Below are 17,446 nucleotides of genomic sequence, written 5' to 3'. Positions count from 1 at the left end.
GCCTTTTTTTCGAGCTGTTCCCGGCCGGGAAGGGCGGAATTCAGCCCTCCAGCGGCTTTTCGAAGATCCAGTAATCCTTGTTGACCTTGCTGCCGATGGCATCGGCAATGGCGTTCATCCCCTGATTGTCGTCAAGGATCCAGCCGATCTCGCTGCGTTCGGTGCCATAAGTCCCCACGGCCACGCGGCGGATATATTCGATCATCATGAAAGCCAGCTGGCTGGCCATGCGGGAGGACTGGTATTCCTTCAGCACGCCCATCAGCGGCACGCGCATGGTGCGCGGCTTTGGCTTGCGAATCCACAGCAGCAGCCTGATCCAGCCGAAGGGGAACAGCTTGCCCTTGATCGCCTTGATTACCTCATTGGCGTCAGGAAGCGTGAGCATGAAGGCCACGGCCTTGCCGTCCAGCTCCGCGATCATGTTCACATCCGGGCGGATCAGCGGCTTCAGCTTCTTGGCGGCATAGCGGATTTCAGTATCGGTAAAGGGCACGAAGCCCCAGTTCTTGGACCATGCATCGTTCAGGATGTGGATCACGATCTGCACGTCGCGTTCGAAATTGGCCAGATCGAGTTCGCGGATGCGGATGCGGGGATTGCGCTCGCCCATCTCCACGATCTTGTTCACCAGCGGCGGGAAGCCGCCCGTCACGTCCAGATCGTAAGTCTTCAGGCTCATGGCCTTGGCGTAGCCATAGCTTTCGATCCAGCCCTTATATTCGGGCCGGTGATGGCCCATCATGATCGCGGGCGGATGATCGAAGCCCTGCACCAGCAGGCCCGGCTCTTCCCAGATGGACTGGCTGATCGGCGCCAGCACGCGGTGCATGCCCTGCTGCTTCAGCCAGCCTTCCGCCGCAGCGATCAGCGCGTGGCAGGTGGCCTCATCCACAGCTTCCATATAGCCCCAGTTGCCGGTGCCGGGGCCCATGCCCTGTTCCACCGGCTGTGCAATCGCCAGATGGTCGATATGGGCGGAAATGCGCCCCACTACCTCGCCGCCGCGCCGGGCGAGGAACAATTGCATGTCCGCATGTTCGTGGAACGGGTTCCTGCCGGGGGTCAGCAGTTCCACCATTTCGCTCTTGAGCGGGGGAACCCAGTTCGGATCGTCCGCATAGATACGCCAGGCCAGGGCGATGAAGGCATCGAGGTCCTTCTTGCCGGATACGGGAGAGATAACTACTTCAGTGTCAGCCACGGCCATTTCCTTGATGCGGAGCGGTCGGCAGAGAATATGGCGCTGCCCGCTTGTCAAGCGCGGGGTGCGGGAGAAGCGGGGCAGGGCGACATGTTGCTGCCACTTTTGTGTACCATGGGCGCAACCGGAAACCGCATATGACAGCGCAAGATACGATCGAAGTCCCGTCCGCAGCCAAGCCCGCCCCTGCCGCAGTGCTTGCCCGGATTCCCGATGACATGGATATGCTGCGCGCCGCGGCAGAGTTGACGCGCGACATCAACACGGCGCGGCCGGAGATATACTGGCCGGACATGCTGATTTCCGCGGCGCTCGGCTATGCCGCGCTGGCCGGGGCGATCCTCGTTTCCAGCCCGTGGCTGGCGGTCGGGCTTGGCCTGTTCGCCTCGCTTGCGCTCTATCGCGCGCTGCTGTTCATTCATGAACTGACGCATATTCACAAAAATGCACTGCCGGGCTTCCGCTTCGCGTGGAACCTGCTGGTCGGCATTCCGGTGCTGACGCCCAGCTTCATGTATGAAGGCGTCCACACGCTGCACCATGCCCGCACGCGCTATGGCACGGCGGAAGATCCCGAATATCTCCCGCTGGCATTGATGAAGCCGTGGTCCTTGCCGTTGTTCATTCTGGTGTCGCTGCTGGCGCCACCGGCGCTGATCATCCGCTTCGGTATCCTGAACCCGCTCAGCGTCATCATTCCGCCCCTGCGCAAGTTCGTGTGGGAGCGGTTTTCGGCCCTGTCGATCAATCCGGACTTCCGCCGCCGGCCCCCAGAGGGCGAATTTGCTCGCCTGGTGTTCTGGCAGGAACTGGGCGCAACGCTCTGGGCAATGACGCTGATCGCCAGCATCTTCGTGCTGGGGTGGAAGCCGCTGCTCATCGCCATGGCGGTGCTGTCGCTCACGGCGGTGCTCAACCAGCTGCGCACGCTCGTCGCTCATCTGTGGGAGAACGAGGGCGAGACGATGACGGTGACGGGCCAGTATCTCGATTCGGTGAATGTTCCGCCGCCTACTCCGTGGGCCGAACTCTGGGCGCCGGTGGGCCTGCGCTATCACGCCACGCACCACTTGCTGCCCAGCCTGCCCTATCACTCGCTGGCAGAGGCCAATCGCCGGCTGGTCGCCAAGCTGGGCAATGAATCGACTTATACCCGCGCGAACTATCCCGGGATGGCGATGCTGGTGATGCGGATCGCGAAGAGCACCATGGTGCGGGGCCGTTGAGGCCCCGGCTGCCGGTCGTTTATTCTTCCGTGCGGATCAGCACCGTCTCACCCACCAGCGCGAACAGCAGGAAGGGCGCCCAGGCTGCCAGGAGCGGCGGATAGCCGCCGAAATTGCCCATCGCCAGCGCGGCATTGTCGACCACGAAATAGGCAAAGCCCAGTGCCATGCCGATTACCGCGCGCACGAAGAGCTGGCCGGAGCGGGCAAGGCCGAAGGCGGCCACGGCACCCAGCAGCGGCATCAGCGCGGCCGAAAGCGGGCCAGAGAACTTGTGCCACCACTTGCTTTCCAGCTCGGTGGTGCGGCGGCCGGATTCCTTGAGCAGGGCGATCGATTCCCGCAGTTCGATCGCGTCCTGCGAATCGCCGTTGACCTTGCTCAGCGCCACGTTCGTCGGGGTCAGATCCTTCGCAACGACCATGGGGCCGAGCTTGCTGGTAGCGGCGGTCTCCACGTCGAAGCGAGAGGGGGCTTCCAGCAGCCAGCCCGGATTGGCGAAGGTGGCGCGCGGGCTGCGCAGTTGCTCCTCGATCATGCCGTTATGGTCACGGACATAGAATATGACATTTTCCAGCACCGCATCCGCACCGCGACCGGTGAGCGATCCGGCAGTCAGGACATTCATGCCGTCGGCCATGTAAATATTGGTGCGAACGCCCGAATCCTTCGGGATCGCACCGTAATCGACATCCTGCCATGCATCGAGCGTGGCGGTGGAGCGCGTCACGACCCGTTCGTTGAATGCAAAGCTGGCCAGCGAGACCACGAAAGCGGAAATCAGCAGTGGCGCCAGCACCTGATGGGCCGACATGCCTGCCGCCTTCATCGCGATCACTTCGCTGTTCTGGTTGAGCGTAGCCAGAGTGATGATCGTGGCCAGCAGCACCGAATATGGCAGGAACCGTGCGACCAGCTGGGGGAACCGCAGCGAGACATAGTGCCACAGCTGCCCTTCGCCATTGCCGGGATAGCCCAGGATCTTGCCGCTTTCGCCCAGCAGGTCGAGCATCTGCAGAACCAGAACGAGCATCAGCAGCACCGCAAGGATGCGCAGGATGAACATCTTGGCGAGATAGGTCGTCAGCGTGCGCGACGGGAAGAAATCAAGCCGCATCGCGGGCTGCCTTCATCTGTTGAGAGTGGCGGCGACGCACCAGCGCCTTGAGCCGCTTGGTCAACTTGGCAAACAGCGTTTCCAGCGCACCGATTGCCTGCCCACCCGGCACGAAGGCCACGCGGTAATACATCCACACGATCAGCGCCGCGAAGATCACGAAGGGCACCCATAGCGCGATGATCGGATCGACGCGGCCCAGCGCGGCGACCGATTGCCCATACTGGTTCACCTTGTGATAGGCGACCACCATGACGATGGAGACAAAGACGCCCAGCGAGGAGGTGGAGCGCTTGGGCGGGATGGCCAGGGAGACCGCCAGGAAGGGCAGGAGCAGCATCATAACCACTTCCACCATGCGGTAATTGAAGCTCGCCTGGCTTTCCGCCCGCGCCGCGCCCGACGAATCGTCGGCCCAGCCGATACGCAGCAATTCGGGCAGGATATATTCCTTGTCCTCCCCGCCGCGCTGGCGGAATTGCTCGATCGCCGGCAGGTCGATCGGCAGATCGTGGGAAGAGAAGCTCAGCACGCGCGGGTTGGTGCCGCCCGTATCCTGCACGATTGTTCCGTCGGTCAGCCGCAGGATGATTGTGTCGCGGTTTTCCTTGTTGGCAAGGAAGCGCCCTTCGCGCGCAGAGATGGACAGCACTTGCCCCTTCTCGTCAGCCACGCGGGCGAAGATGCCGATCAGCTTGGTGCCTTCGTCCTCGCTCTTTTCGATCCGCAGGGCCATGCGGTCTTCCAGCGTAGTGAATTCGCCTACCTTGATCGACGCGCCCAGCGCGCCGGTGCGCAGCTCGTGCTGAAGCTCGGCATAGTAATAATGGGCGTAAGGCTGGAGATAGCCGACGATGGCGAAGTTGAGCGCCACCAGCGCGAAAGTGATCAGGAAGGGCACCCGCAGCAGCCGCGTATAGCCCATGCCCACTGCGCGCAGCACGTCCAGTTCGCTGGATACCGCCAATGTGCGGAAGGCCAGCAGGATGCCCAGCATCAGGCCCAGCGGGATCGCAAGGCTGGCATATTCCGGCAGCAAATTGGCCAGCATCTTGAATACGATGCTCACTGGCCCGCCTTCGGTCGCCACGAAGTCAAACAGGCGCAGCATCTTGTCCAGCACCAGCAGCGAGGCCGCGATGACGAACACGGCCAGCATCGGCGTGAGTACCAGCCGGAAGATGTAGCGGTCGATGGCAGTGAGGAACTTCACGTGGTCGAAGCGTCTTTCGCGGATTTGGACCTTGCCGGGGCAGGGCTTGCGGGCGAAACCCGCCTCTGGGACTCCTTGCCGAGAATCCGACAATTAGGCAAGAAAGGTTGGCCGCGGCTGGCGCATTCGCCAACCCACCGGGAGGAAAAAGCGATGACTGGAAGAGCGCCATCCCACCGTGAACGCCACACTGTAGACCGGATAGGCTGGCTGCGCGCCGCCGTGCTGGGTGCCAATGACGGCATCGTATCCACTGCCAGCCTGATCGTGGGGGTAGCCGCGGCTTCGGCGGATAAGGGGCCAGTGCTGGTTTCCGGTATTGCCGGGCTGGTGGCGGGGGCCATGTCGATGGCGGCGGGCGAATATGTCTCGGTCTCCAGTCAGGCCGATGCGGAAGAGGCCGATCTCCAGCGCGAGAAGCAGGAACTGGCGACCATGCCGGAGGCTGAACATGCCGAACTGGTCGGCATCTATGCCGCGCGCGGTTTGCCGGCCGATCTGGCGGAGCAGGTGGCGAATGCGCTGGAAGAAGCAGGCACGCTCAAGGCTCATCTGCGCGACGAACTGGGAATAGTCGACGTTACCCGCGCCCGGCCGGTACAGGCTGCGCTGACATCGGCGGGAACCTTTTCTGCCGGGGCGGCCCTGCCATTGCTGGCAACTGTGTTGCTGCCCTTTGCCAGCGTGCCTATCGGCGTGTCGGTTGCCTCGCTGCTGTTCCTGATGGTGTTGGGGGCAATGGGCGCGCAGGCGGGCAATGCGCCCATCGGCAAGGCAGTCATCCGGGTAGTGTTCTGGGGCGCGGTGGCGATGGCGGCCACTTACGGGATCGGCAAGCTGTTCGGGGCCAGTGTTTCCTGACGCAGGCCCCGGCGGAAATTCAGGCCTTTTCCAGCGTGCATTGCAACGGGTGCTGATTTTCCCGCGCGAAATCCATCACCTGGTGGACCTTGGTTTCGGCCACTTCATAGGGGAAGATGCCGCATACGCCCACGCCGCGCTGGTGGACGTGAAGCATCACCCGCGTTGCCTGTTCCAGATCCATGCGAAAGAAGCGCTTGAGCACCATCACCACGAATTCCATCGGGGTGTAGTCGTCATTCAGCATCAGCACCTTGTACTGGCTGGGCTTCTTGGGCTTTGCGCGCGTGCGTGTGGCAAGGCCGACCTGACCCGCGCCATCCGTACCGCCATCGTCCGCAGCACTGTCATCCTCGCCCGCATAGGGGGCCAGGTCTGCCGGGAAGGGCAGTTGCGCAACGCTGATCGCGTCCGCTTCAGGGGCGGCGGAAAGCTTCATCGGGCCTGAATATCGTATCGGCGGGCGAAGCTGCAAGATGCGCTGCCGCAAAAAGTGCTCTGAAAGGCGTGAAGGTGCCTGTCAGGGCCGCAAAAGTAAACGAGCCGGTCGGCACAGGGGCCAACCGGCTCGTCTCTCGCCGCACCGCCGGTGGAGAGGAATCCGGCGGGGCGAAATCGGTTCAGGCTGCGCGTCAGGCAGCAGCCTTGGAAATCTTGTCGGCCGCCATGCTCATGCGGCTGGACAGCGGAGCCATGCTCTCATTGGCGAGCTTGACCATCGCTTCGCTCGACTTGGAGCCGAAGGCGACCATGGAGTCGAAATTGCGGCGCATCAGCTTGCCCTGGAGCTGGAACAGCTCGGTGGGCGACTTCACGGCAGCCATTTCCTTCATGTCGGCAGTCATGGTCTCGAAAGCCGACTTGGCTTCGTCGACATAGGTCTTGCCGAGTTCCTGCACGCCTTCGGACAGGATCTTGCCGCTCTCGACCAGAGCTTCGACATTGCCCTTGGTGAAATCGCTGATTTCGCCAGCCATCTCGGTGCCCTTTTCATAGGCGGCCTTCGCGCGGGTCTGCATTTCGCCCATCGCATCGGTCATGGGCTTGGTGAAATCGGTGGTCTTCGCCATGATAAAAATTTCCTTCGCTTCGATTACGGGCTTCTTCGGGGCGGGGGCTTTCTTCGGAAGCACCTTCTCGGTTGCGGCTTTCACCGGTTTGGCAGCAATCGGTGCTGCCATCGGTTTGGGTTTCGCGGGAACCTTGGCCTTGGCCGGGGCCTTCGCAGCAGCCGGTTTGGCCTTCGCGGCGGGAGCCTTCGCCTTGGCCGCCGGGGCCTTGGGTGCGGGCTTTGCCACGGGCGCCGGTTTCGCCTTTTCCGCTACGGGAGCGGGCTTGGCTTCCGCCACGGGGGCGGGTTCGGGCGCCTTGACCGGTTCGGCTTTGGCCGGCGTAGCTTCAGCTGCGGCGGCATAGGCCTTTTCGGCGGATTCGGTTGCCTTGTCGGCTTCGTCAGCCATGGTTTCCTGGTTCCTGCATTTGGGGCCTTTCGGCCTTATGTTGCACTGCACAAAATAAGAGTTGTGCGTCCAGAGTCAAGGATTTTTTGTGCAGTGCACAATATCCGGAACGGACCGAGTGCCGGGCGCTGACGTTACGGCACACGGCCCCGGTACAGGGCCAGCCTATGCCCTGCGAAGGCTACCGCATCGTGACATAACGGCCAGGCGCGTCTTCGATCACTGTGTCGCCCTTTGATCCCGGCTTGCGCTTGCCCTTGGCAGGCACGCGGGCGTTGTCCTGCCCTTCCAGCCAAGCGAGCCAGTCCGGCCACCAGCTGCCGGGATGTTCGGTTGCGCCTTCGCGGAAAGTTTCCAGATCGGCGAAGCTGCCTTCATTGGTCCAGAACTGATATTTGCGCGCATCGGGCGGGTTCACCACACCGGCGATATGCCCGCTGCCAGCCAGCACGAAGCGCACCGGCCCCTTGAGGAACCACGTCATGCGGAACACGCTTTCGGCCGGGGCGATGTGATCCTCGCGGCCGGCCTGGATATAGGCCGGCGTCTCGATCCGGGTAAGGTCGATCGGGGTGCCGTCGGCGCTCAGCCTGTCGGGCACTACCAGCAGATTGTCGCGATAGAGATCCTGCAGATAGGCCACGTGCCATTTCGACGGCAGGTTGGTAACGTCGCCGTTCCAATAGAGCAGGTCGAAGGCGGGGTAATCCTCGCCCAGCAGGTAGTTGTTGACCACGTAGTTCCAGATCAGCTCCGGCCCACGCAGGAGGTTGAAGGTCGCCGCCATGTAGCGCCCGTCGAGGAAGCCTTTCTGGCTAGCCTGCCGGATCATCTCCAGTTGGGCATCGTCGATGAACACTTTCAGTTCGCCTGCGCGTTCGAAATCGACCTGCGCGGTGAAGAAGGTGGCACTCTTGACCTTGGCGGCTTCACCGCGCCGGGCAAGGATCGCCAGCGTGGCGGCAAGCGTGGTGCCCGCCACGCAATAGCCGATCGTATGGACACTGGGCACTTTCAGCCGCGCGCGGATATGGTCGATCGCATCGATCTGGGCGCGCACGTAATCGTCCCAGGTCACGTCGGCCAGGCTTTCATCCGCGGATTTCCAGCTCACCATGAAGGTGGTGAGGCCCTGATCCACGGCCCATTTTACGAAGCTCTTCTTCGGGTTGAGGTCCAAGATGTAGAAGCGGTTGATCCATGGCGGGAAGATCACCAGCGGCGTTTCCAGCACGTCTTCGGTTGATGGCGAGTACTGGATCAACTGGTAGAGCCGCGTTTCATGCACCACCTTGCCGGGCGTGACGGCCACATTCTCACCCAGCCTGAAAGCGCCGGAATCTGTGTGGGTCAGCTGGCCCCGCTCGAGGTCGGAAGCCATCCGGCTCATCCCCTTGACGAGATTCTCCCCCTGCTTTTCCATCGTGCGTTCCAGCACGACAGGATTGATCATCGGGAAATTGGCCGGGCACAGGGCGTCCACCATGGTGCGCGTCGCAAAGCGAAGCTGGTCGCGCTCCTGCGGTTTCAACCCCTCTGCCTCATCCACCAGCGCCATCATCTGGCGGGCGAACATCAGATAGCTCTGGTGGATCAGCGCGAAGACGGGCTGTTCACGCCATTTGGGATCTGCAAAGCGCCGGTCATGCAGCGGCAGCAACGGCTCGCGATTGCCATCTCCGTCTCCGGCTTCTTTTGCTTTCGGGCCGATGCCGTACTGGCCCAGCACTTCCTCCCATAGTTCCATCCCCTCGCGCCACATGGCCTGCTGCTTCTCGGGATTGGCGATCGGCACCTGGCGATAGAATTCTTCCATCGCTTCCCACCACTGGCCGGGATTGGCCATGATTGCGGGCAGATGTTCGGGCAGGGCCTGTTGCTGCTGGAACCTTTGCCACATCTCCTGCCATTCGGCGGCGGCCCCGCCCATGGTCTGCGCCCATTGTTCGATCTCTTCGCCGACAGGCAGCTTCTGGTCCGCATCGGAAAGGAAGTGGCCGAACATGGCCCGGGCGGCTTCCCCCTGGGCCTTGAGCATTTCGGTATAGAGGCGGGCGGAATCGTCGTCGGACGTGCTGCGGCTGGCCATGACTTACTGCATAACCGCAATTGCCGGGAATGTGACCCCAAAAGCGCGTCGCAACACCGATTGCGAACACATCAATTGCGCGACGCGCACGATTCCTCCACAATTGTGCGCGCGGCAATTTCGCCGCGCTAATTTTTTGGATTGAATTGAGGTCATGGAAGACGAATTCTACCGCATCAAGCGACTGCCGCCCTATGTCATCGCCGAAGTCAACGGCATGCGCGCAGCAGCACGAGCGGCGGGGCGCGACATCATTGACCTCGGGATGGGCAATCCGGACCTGCCGCCGCCGCAGCATGTGATCGACAAGCTGTGCGAAGTTGCCCAGAAGCCCAGCGCCCATGGCTATTCGCAGTCCAAGGGCATCCCGGGCTTGCGCAAGGCACAGGCGAATTATTACGGCCGCCGTTTCGGCGTGGATCTCGATCCCGAAACCGAAGTGGTGGTGACGATGGGTTCTAAGGAAGGGCTTGCCAGCCTCGCCACCGCGATCACCGCGCCGGGCGATGTGGTGCTGGCGCCCAACCCCAGCTACCCGATTCACATGTTCGGCTTCATCATCGCCGGGGCCACCATCCGCTCCGTGCCGACCACGCCGGACGAGAATTACTGGCGCGCGCTGGACCGGGCGATGGCCTTCACCGTGCCGCGCCCCAGTGTGCTTGTGGTGGGCTATCCCTCCAACCCGACGGCCGAAACGGTGGATCTGGCGTTCTATGAACGGCTGGTCGCCTGGGCGAAGGAAAACAAGGTCTGGGTTCTTTCCGACCTTGCCTATTCCGAACTCTATTACGACGGCAACCCGACCCCCTCGATCCTGCAGGTAAAGGGTGCGAAGGACGTTGCGGTGGAATTCACTTCGCTCAGCAAGACCTTCTCGATGGCCGGCTGGCGGATCGGCTTCGCGGTCGGCAACCAGAAGCTCATCTCGGCGCTGACCCGTGTGAAGTCCTATCTCGATTACGGCGCCTTCACGCCGATACAGGCGGCGGCCTGCGCCGCGCTGAACGGTCCGCAGGACATCGTCCAGCAGAACCGCGAGCTGTATCACAAGCGCCGCGACGTGCTGGTGGAGAGCTTCGGCCGCGCCGGGTGGGACATTCCCGCGCCCAAGGCATCCATGTTCGCCTGGGCGCCGCTTCCGCCGGCGCTCAAGGAAATGGGCAGCCTGGAATTCTCCAAGCAGCTCCTCACCCATGCCGACGTCGCCGTGGCGCCGGGCGTGGGCTATGGCGAGGACGGCGAAGGCTATGTCCGCATCGCCATGGTGGAGAACGAACAGCGGCTGCGTCAGGCAGCCCGCAACGTGAAGCGCTATCTCGCCTCCATGGGCGTGAATTCCAGCGCTGCATGACCATGTTCCGGCCTTGCCAGTCGATGCCCCGCAGGGGCAGCCGGCCTTGCAGGGCCGCAGGATGATCCAGTCGGTCGGGGAGGCTGGCCGTGTCACTATCGCCCTTGAAGAGGGCGGAGTGGCGCAGGTCCGGCTTGCCCGGCCTGATAAGCTCAATGCGTTAGATCGGCCGATGTTCGAGGCGCTGGTGGAGGCAAGCGAGATTCTCTCCCGCATGCCGGGCCTTCGCGCCGTCGTATTGGCGGGGGAGGGCAGGGGGTTTTGCGCCGGACTCGATCTGGCGAGCTTTGCCGGATGGCCGGGGCCGGAAGCGCCGGATATTACAGAGCGCACGCATGGCGTCGCCAACATCTATCAGCATGTCACCCTGCAATGGCGCCAATTGCCGGTGCCGGTGATTGCCGCGATTGCCGGGCCGTGCCTGGGTGGTGGATTGCAGATCGCCAGCGGGGCCGATTTCCGCGTCGCTGCGCCCGATGCGCGCCTTTCGATCATGGAAATGAAGTGGGGGATCGTGCCAGACATGGCCGGCTTTGCCCTGTGGCGGGGGCTGGTGCGCGAGGATGTGCTGCGCGAACTGATCTACACCGCCCGCGAGCTTGGCGGCGAGGAAGCGCAGGCAGTGGGTCTGGTGACGCTTCTCGATGCCGATCCGGTGGCACGGGCAACGGCCATCGCCCATGAGATCGCCGCCAAGAACCCTCACGCGATTCGCAAGGCCAAGCATCTTGCCAATATCAGCCACGATCTTTCGGTCGCTGAAATCCTGCTCGAAGAATCGCGCGCGCAGCACGAACTGATCTATTCGAAGAACCAGCTTGAGGCTGTTATGAGCCAGCTACAGGGCAGGGCACCCAGATTCGATGATCCGTGAGGTGCCCTGAGTGGGATAACAAGATTAAGAAGACACCGGAAAAAAGATAGCAGGCTAGCGGAATACCAGTTAGCAGCGGTGTCGGGAACTGGAGAGGAAATCACGAATGGCCGGACAGGCGCAAGCGGAAGGCGGGACGACTCTGGATGTCGCCGGCTTCCTCGGCGGGCTGAAAATCACCCCCTTTCACAGATGGCTGATCTTCCTGTCCTGCCTCGTCACTTTTTTTGACGGGCTGGACTTCTCGCTGATGACCTTCACCCTGCCTTATGTGCGGGACGAGATGGGTCTGACCACCACGATGATGGGCCTGGTCAGCTCGGCGGCCTTTGCCGGTCAGATGGTCGGCTCGCTGGCCGGTTCCTATGTGGCTGACGTGATGGGCCGCCGCCCGGTTATCTTGCTGTGCACAGTGCTGGGCGCGGCGCTGACCTTCATCACCGGTTATGCCAACAGCCCTGAAATGCTGATCGCGTTACGCTTCCTTGGAGGCCTGGCGATTGGCGGTCTGCTCGCCCCGGCGTGGTCACTCAATATCGAGGCTATGCCGTTCTCGCTGCGGGCCACTTCGGTCACGATCATCATGCTGGGTTTCAGCCTTGGCGGGGCAGCGGCCGGACAGATCACCAATCTGATCGCGCCGCATTTTGGCTGGGAAGGCGTGTTCTTCTTCTGCGGTGCGGCCACCTTCGTGCTGGCGATCATCCTGCAGTTCACTCTGCCCGAATCCGCTCGCTGGATGGTGGCGCGGGGGCGGCCGGTGGAGAAAGTCCTGCCGTTGTTGCAGCGTTTCGATCCCGCGCTGGCAAGCCGCAAGATCACTTCGTTGATCCTTTCGGACGAGAAGAAAAGCTCTGGCGAGGCGCCGTGGACCAAGTTCTTCGCGCTGTTCAAGGGGCCGCTGCTGTTCATCACCCCGATCATCTGGGCGACCTATTTCTTCTCGTCCTTCGCGATCTACCTGAAGTCCAGCTTCGGCATCCTGTTCCTCGAAAAACTCGGGATCGATCTGCCCACCGCAACCAATCTCGGTTCGATCGGCGGTATCATCGGAGCCATTGGCGGGGTGTTCCTGCTGGGCTTCACCGAAAAGCGCGGCCCGATCTGGATTGCCGTCGCCCCCCTGCTGGGCGTACCGCTGGCCATCTTCATCGGCGCGGGTCACATTGATGGCGGGCCGTTGTTCATCCCGGTGATTCTGCTCGGCTCGATCACCATTGGCATTGGCCATGCGGCGGTGATTTCCATCACCAGCATCTATTATCCCAGCGCGATCCGTTCGACCGGCGGCGGCATGGCCAGCTTCATGGCCAAGTTCGCTGCGGTGGCCGCGCCCAATATCGGTGCGGCCTGGTTCCTCGCGGACCGTCAGGCCGTGCTGGACGGATACCTGTTTACCGGCCTGTGCCTGGCCGGCGTGGTGGTGGGCATCGTGGCGCTGGCGTTCTTCGCCCGGAAATTGCCGCAGGCGCATGTTCACACCGACCCTGAACCCGAACCTGCCTGACCCGATTGACCGGAGCACTGACATGACCCTTCGCAGCATCGCCGCGAATTCTCCCGGCCGCCGCGCCAACTGGAAGGCGCTGGGCCTCAGCGCGGAAGACATGCTGAAGCCCAAGATCGCGGTGGTGAATTCCTCCTCGGAACTGGCGATCTGCTATGCCCATCTCGATGGCATTGCCGCCATCGTGAAGGAAGAAATCCGCAAGGCCGGCGGGGTGCCTTTCGAGGTGCGCACAGCCGCCCCTTCGGACTTCATCACCGGCGCGGCCAAGGGCGGCAGCTATATCCTTGCCGGGCGTGACATCATTGCCAATGACATCGAAGTGCAGGTGGAGGCCGCCCTGCTGGACGGCATGATCTGCCTGACCAGTTGCGACAAGACCCCGCCGGGCCATCTGATGGCCGCCGCGCGGCTTAATATCCCGACGATCCTGGTGATCGGCGGTTACCAGCAGGCAGGCGAGATCGATGGCGAGCCGGTCGACGTGGAAGATGTCTGGTCCGGCTCGGTGGGCGAACGTTTCGGCGCAAAGCCCAAATTCCCGGTGGCCGACATGGCCGAGAATGCCATTCGCGGCCCCGGCGTCTGTGCCGGCATGGCCACGGCCAACACGATGCATTCCGTGGTCGAGGCTTTGGGCATGAGCCTGCCGGGCAGTGCCCCGGTGCGGGCCAATTCGCCCAAGATGAAGGAAGGCGCCCGCGCGGCTGCCCGTCGCATCGTGGAGATGGTGCACGAAGACCTGCGCCCGCGTACGATCCTGACCGAAGGGGCCTTCCGCAATGCCGTCGCCACTGTGCTGGGCGTTTCCGGCTCCATCAACGCGATCAAGCATCTGCAGGCCACTGCCATCGAGGCGGAGACGGATATCGACGTCTATGCCCTGTGGGAGGAGATGAGCGATGTGCCGGTCCTCTCTGCCGTGCGCCCCACCGGCGCGGTGCGGATCGAACAGTTCGAGGATGCAGGCGGCGCGCGTGCGGTGCTCAAGCGGCTGGAAGGCCGGATTGACACTTCGGCCATGACCTGCACGGGCAAGACGCTGGGCGAGAACCTTGCCGACTATGTCATTCCCGGCCCGGACGTGATCCACGCTGTGGACGATCCGGTGGGCGAAGGCCCGGCCATTGCCATCCTGCGCGGCAATTTCGCCGATACCGCCGTGGTCCGCCTGGGTATTCGCGACGGTTCGCGGCCCGAGGAATTCAGTGGCCCCGCCAAGGTGTTCGAGGATTCGCTGGAATGCCTCCAGGCCATCGAGGACGGCAAGGTCGTGGCGGGCGACGTGGTGGTGGCCCGCAATCAGGGCCTGAAGGGCGGCCCGGCCATGGGCGGCGGCGCTTCCATGGTGCTGTTCGCGCTGGACGCGGCAGGCCTTGCCAAGACGACCGCTTTCGTCACTGACGGCCAGCTTTCCGGCCTGTGCCTGAAAGGTCTGACCGTGGCGGAAGTTTCGCCCGAGGCGGCGACTGGCGGCCCTATCGGCAAAGTCCGCGATGGCGACATCGTGACGATCAGCGTGGCCAATCGCGGCATCGATGTGGCCCTTTCGCCGGAAGAACTGGCGGCGCGTGAAGGGCCGGGTTTCCGCATTCCGGCCACTGGCTATCTCAGCAATTTCCGCGAGGCAGTGCATCCGCTCTCCACTGGCGGGGTGCTGCTGCCGCTCGACGAATAGGCGCTCAGGCGCTGCAATAGCGCCTGACGATCTCCGCCTCTCGCAGCAGGGCTTCGGCCCGCCCGGCCTGCCCCATGGGGGCAAGCTGGGCGGCCGTCTGTTCGCGGTCGTGAAGCTCGGCGGCAAGGATCGCATCGAGCTGCTGCGGCGAAAGTGCCAGCCGTTCCACTTCATTCGACAGGCCCGAAACCTGCAACGGAGCCGATCCGATGGCGGGCGCTTCGGCATTGTCGATCGCGGCGAGCAACACGCGCAGCACGGCGATCTCCTCCGCGCGCTTGCCCTTCATCGCTTCCTTCAGATCAAGCCGCATCCGCGCCTTCAGCTGGGCTGCATGATCTTCGGGCATGGCATGGCTCCACGGAAAAATGACTCGATAGGTGCCTTATGGCGCTTCACCCGCGGCGAGGCGAGCCGGGCGAAGGTTGACGCAGAACAGCCTGCGAAACCATGTGACCATCCGGCTGGATTATCGCTGTTTTACAGGCGGTTGGCGCGATTCAGGAGAAGGCGCCGTGTGACCTTTGAATTTGGCGCATTTGCAGAGTGTTTCAGGCCACGATCCTCGCGCGGTACTCAAGGCAAAATGAAGATGTCTGACGGGGCATTCCCCGGCCAATAGGCAACTCACCATGTCAAGGAACCACGCAGTCCCTGCCACGCCTGGTCACCTGTAGGAAAATCATTTCCGCCGCGCTCGCCTGCCTTGCTCTGCGCGTCACGCCCCCGGCTTGATGGTGGTGAGCTTGAAGGGCTGTTCTATATCCAGCTTCACCGCGAACAGCGTTTCCTCACCGGAACGATTGGCGGTGGTGTGGATGATCGCACGGCAGCGAACCTGCGCGCCCTCCAGCCGCCACTCATGCAGCCATTCGCGATAGCGCGTGGCAAGATAGGCCGGGCAATAGCCGATCACACGCGCACCAATTGCCACGCTGCAGCCATTGCCCTGATCCAGCACCAGTTCGGCAAGGCAGGCAAAGGGCTGTCCGGCATCGACACTGGCGGGCACGCTCTCGCGGATCGCCGCCTGATGGCGCGCCACCCCGGCTACGGTCACAGCGAATTCGCCTTGCCCATGCAGGAAGATCGCCTTGCAGTTACCCGCAAAGGCATCGCGCACCGCGCGGTTGCGGGCGCCAAGCAGGGGCCTGAATAATGCTGACAGCATGTGGGCGGCGACCGAGGTCTGTTTTGGGGATTCGGGTGACTACGCCGAGCCTAGCAGGACCATGTGACAGTTTGGAAGGCTACGCGCCAAATCGGGCCTATTCCGGGAGGAGTTTTTCCCGCAGGGCGGCCTCGCGGCTATGCGTCGCTTTCAGGGCACGGTCGGCCATTTCGCGCCATGCCGCTTCGGAACGCAAAGCGCGCTCGCGGACGTTTTCCAGCACAGCCAGTTCGGCGTCGTTCGCTGCTTCCTGCGCACGCGCCATGTAGAATTCATAGGTCAGGGCCAACGGATTTCTCCTTGGGTGTGCAGGAAAAGAGGGAAAGTGCAGGAGGGGAATGCCCGGCCACTTCGAAAAGCAGCCGGGGCATGCGCCATTCAGTCCGCGTGGGACAGATTGACGGCCGATTCCTTGCCATTGCGGCCGGCTTCGACGTCATAGGACAGGCGCTGATCCTTGTTCAGCGTGGCCATCCCGGCTGCCTGGACGGCCGAAATATGGACAAAGCTGTCCTTGCTGCCATCGTCGGGCTGAATGAATCCATAGCCCTTGTCTTCATTGAAGAATTTTACGGTACCGATAGTCATGTGCGTTTCCTTTCAAGAAACGGTTATTTCTGCCCGCAAAATGCGGGCAGGGTCGTGCGTCAAGTCGTCAATTGAAAGGAGTTCGTCATCTTGCGAAAAGGGGAAATGAATTTCCCGAATCCGTAACCAAATCGTCGATACCCGTCGAAATTCAACGAGAGCAACATTACAGTGCCCGATTATTCGGGTGCTGTAAATTCAGGTGCGGCCGGCCGCAGAAAACTGCGAAATGCTCCAGGCGCAGGCGGCGGCAGCGCCGAGCCCCTGCTGGAACATGCTGATCCGGCCCGCGATGGTGGATGCCTTGGTGAGATGCGCCAGACGATCCTTTGCGCTGGCTGCGTTTCCTGCCCGCATCAATGCGCCCTGATGGGCGGCATATTCCTGGTTGAGGTCCAATTGCGTTCTCCTGTCCGGGGCGCGAATGCCACGCATATGGCGGCGTTTGTGTTTCAGATCAGTCGACCATAGCGGCGACCAGTCGCCGCAATTCGAGGGTCGAAAGCATTGCCGGCAAAGACAGATTCGATGCCATGGCAGGGTTGCTCGCCGGGCTCTTGCGCGGCGAGATAGAATGGCGCTTCGCAGCGCCGATATTGATACAATTCATCTTTTCCTTGCGGTCGGCCCATTGCCGCCGCTTTTCCTGAAATCGGGTCAGCGCCTGAAAGCTCGCTTGCGGCCACCACCTGGCCCCTGGCCGGGTGTCCGTTCGCGGAAGACGATCCGTCCCTTGGACAGATCGTAAGGCGTCATTTCCACGTGTACGCGGTCTCCAACGACCGATCGGATGCGGTAACGGCGCATTTTGCCAGCCGTATAGGCGATGATCCGATGCTCATTCTCCAGTGTTACGCCGAAGCGTCCGTCAGGCAGGATCTCGTCGATCACGCCTTCTACTGTGAGGAGCTCTTCTTTCGCCAAACCACTTCCTTGCATACGAAAATCCATCCGCGCACGGGCGTATCCCGGGGCGGAGCCATGCTGCATGAAAGGGAAAACGGAGCCGTCTGTGCGGCCGTCAAATTCCGTCGCAAACGACGTTAGGCAATTTCTATATAACAGCGTGATTAAAAATTACAAGGTGTGCAGGGCAGACGGGAT

Annotated in this window: 19 protein-coding genes; 6 read left to right on the top strand and 13 right to left on the bottom strand. The window is 62.4% G+C overall.

Annotated elements, in window-relative coordinates; all coding sequences use genetic code 11:
• Positions 1-40: 40 nt before the first annotated feature.
• Complete coding sequence (locus SZ64_RS11660; RefSeq protein WP_054532223.1) at positions 41-1,204, bottom strand: hypothetical protein; 1,164 nt, start codon at positions 1,202-1,204, stop codon at positions 41-43.
• A gap of 137 nt (positions 1,205-1,341) precedes the next feature.
• On the opposite strand from SZ64_RS11660, the gene SZ64_RS11655 reads away from it, so the two are divergent.
• Positions 1,342-2,430 (top strand): fatty acid desaturase, encoded by a 1,089-nt coding sequence (locus SZ64_RS11655; RefSeq protein WP_054530978.1) that lies wholly within the window; start codon positions 1,342-1,344, stop codon positions 2,428-2,430.
• A gap of 19 nt (positions 2,431-2,449) precedes the next feature.
• On the opposite strand, the gene lptG is transcribed toward SZ64_RS11655, so the two are convergent.
• Together lptG and lptF are read right to left on the bottom strand one after the other, a co-directional pair.
• Complete coding sequence (gene lptG, locus SZ64_RS11650) at positions 2,450-3,547, bottom strand: LPS export ABC transporter permease LptG (RefSeq protein WP_054530977.1); 1,098 nt, start codon at positions 3,545-3,547, stop codon at positions 2,450-2,452.
• Positions 3,537-4,760: an LPS export ABC transporter permease LptF gene (lptF, locus tag SZ64_RS11645; protein WP_054530976.1), complete on the bottom strand. Its 1,224-nt coding sequence runs from the start codon at positions 4,758-4,760 to the stop codon at positions 3,537-3,539. The genes lptG and lptF overlap by 11 nt, the downstream gene beginning before the upstream one ends.
• Positions 4,761-4,913: 153 nt before the next feature.
• On the opposite strand from lptF, the gene SZ64_RS11640 reads away from it, so the two are divergent.
• Positions 4,914-5,621 (top strand): VIT family protein, encoded by a 708-nt coding sequence (locus SZ64_RS11640; RefSeq protein WP_054530975.1) that lies wholly within the window; start codon positions 4,914-4,916, stop codon positions 5,619-5,621.
• 19 nt (positions 5,622-5,640) lie between these two features.
• Here the strand turns inward: SZ64_RS11640 and clpS are convergent, their stop codons facing one another.
• The 3 genes from clpS to phaC all read right to left on the bottom strand — a co-directional run bounded on the left by clpS (position 5,641) and on the right by phaC (position 9,170).
• Entirely contained in the window at positions 5,641-6,060 is a 420-nt protein-coding gene (gene clpS, locus SZ64_RS11635) for an ATP-dependent Clp protease adapter ClpS (protein WP_241773027.1), read from the bottom strand.
• A gap of 193 nt (positions 6,061-6,253) precedes the next feature.
• Positions 6,254-7,081, bottom strand: a complete 828-nt coding sequence (locus SZ64_RS11630) for a phasin family protein (protein WP_054530974.1) — start codon at positions 7,079-7,081, stop codon at positions 6,254-6,256.
• Between the two features lie 181 nt (positions 7,082-7,262).
• A complete protein-coding gene (gene phaC, locus SZ64_RS11625; RefSeq protein ID WP_054530973.1) occupies positions 7,263-9,170 on the bottom strand; it encodes a class I poly(R)-hydroxyalkanoic acid synthase in 1,908 nt (635 codons plus the stop codon).
• Positions 9,171-9,324: 154 nt separating this feature from the next.
• Here phaC and SZ64_RS11620 point away from each other — a divergent pair, with 154 nt between their 5' ends.
• The 4 genes from SZ64_RS11620 to ilvD all read left to right on the top strand — a co-directional run bounded on the left by SZ64_RS11620 (position 9,325) and on the right by ilvD (position 14,583).
• Positions 9,325-10,524, top strand: a complete 1,200-nt coding sequence (locus SZ64_RS11620) for an LL-diaminopimelate aminotransferase (protein WP_054530972.1) — start codon at positions 9,325-9,327, stop codon at positions 10,522-10,524.
• Positions 10,525-10,585: 61 nt separating this feature from the next.
• Positions 10,586-11,398 carry a crotonase/enoyl-CoA hydratase family protein gene (locus SZ64_RS11615; protein WP_054532221.1) on the top strand — a complete coding sequence of 271 codons (813 nt, stop codon included), beginning with the start codon at positions 10,586-10,588 and terminating at the stop codon, positions 11,396-11,398.
• 106 nt (positions 11,399-11,504) lie between these two features.
• Positions 11,505-12,905, top strand: coding sequence for an MFS transporter (locus SZ64_RS11610; protein WP_054530971.1), 1,401 nt, complete (start codon positions 11,505-11,507; stop codon positions 12,903-12,905).
• 22 nt (positions 12,906-12,927) lie between these two features.
• Positions 12,928-14,583 carry a dihydroxy-acid dehydratase gene (gene ilvD, locus SZ64_RS11605; RefSeq protein WP_054532220.1) on the top strand — a complete coding sequence of 552 codons (1,656 nt, stop codon included), beginning with the start codon at positions 12,928-12,930 and terminating at the stop codon, positions 14,581-14,583.
• 4 nt (positions 14,584-14,587) lie between these two features.
• Here ilvD and SZ64_RS11600 read toward each other — a convergent pair whose 3' ends face one another.
• The 7 genes from SZ64_RS11600 to infA all read right to left on the bottom strand — a co-directional run bounded on the left by SZ64_RS11600 (position 14,588) and on the right by infA (position 17,266).
• A complete protein-coding gene (locus SZ64_RS11600) occupies positions 14,588-14,932 on the bottom strand; it encodes a GatB/YqeY domain-containing protein (protein WP_054530970.1) in 345 nt (114 codons plus the stop codon).
• Positions 14,933-15,301: 369 nt separating this feature from the next.
• On the bottom strand, positions 15,302-15,754 hold the full coding sequence (locus SZ64_RS11595; RefSeq protein ID WP_054530969.1) for a hypothetical protein: 453 nt from the start codon (positions 15,752-15,754) through the stop codon (positions 15,302-15,304).
• 97 nt (positions 15,755-15,851) lie between these two features.
• A complete protein-coding gene (locus SZ64_RS11590; protein ID WP_054530968.1) occupies positions 15,852-16,043 on the bottom strand; it encodes a hypothetical protein in 192 nt (63 codons plus the stop codon).
• Positions 16,044-16,132: 89 nt separating this feature from the next.
• Complete coding sequence (locus SZ64_RS11585; protein ID WP_054530967.1) at positions 16,133-16,342, bottom strand: cold-shock protein; 210 nt, start codon at positions 16,340-16,342, stop codon at positions 16,133-16,135.
• Between the two features lie 198 nt (positions 16,343-16,540).
• Positions 16,541-16,741, bottom strand: a complete 201-nt coding sequence (locus SZ64_RS11580) for a hypothetical protein (RefSeq protein WP_054530966.1) — start codon at positions 16,739-16,741, stop codon at positions 16,541-16,543.
• A gap of 53 nt (positions 16,742-16,794) precedes the next feature.
• Positions 16,795-17,028, bottom strand: a complete 234-nt coding sequence (locus tag SZ64_RS18635; protein ID WP_156313630.1) for a hypothetical protein — start codon at positions 17,026-17,028, stop codon at positions 16,795-16,797.
• Complete coding sequence (infA, locus tag SZ64_RS11575) at positions 17,000-17,266, bottom strand: translation initiation factor IF-1 (protein ID WP_054532219.1); 267 nt, start codon at positions 17,264-17,266, stop codon at positions 17,000-17,002. The genes SZ64_RS18635 and infA overlap by 29 nt, the downstream gene beginning before the upstream one ends.
• Between the last annotated feature and the right edge of the window lie 180 nt (positions 17,267-17,446).

The sequence above is a fragment of the Erythrobacter sp. SG61-1L genome, from assembly GCF_001305965.1.
In the GTDB taxonomy this organism is placed as follows: Bacteria; Pseudomonadota; Alphaproteobacteria; order Sphingomonadales; family Sphingomonadaceae; genus Andeanibacterium.
Note: the sequence above shows the minus strand (reverse complement) of the source record. Positions and strands in the feature narration are given on the sequence as shown.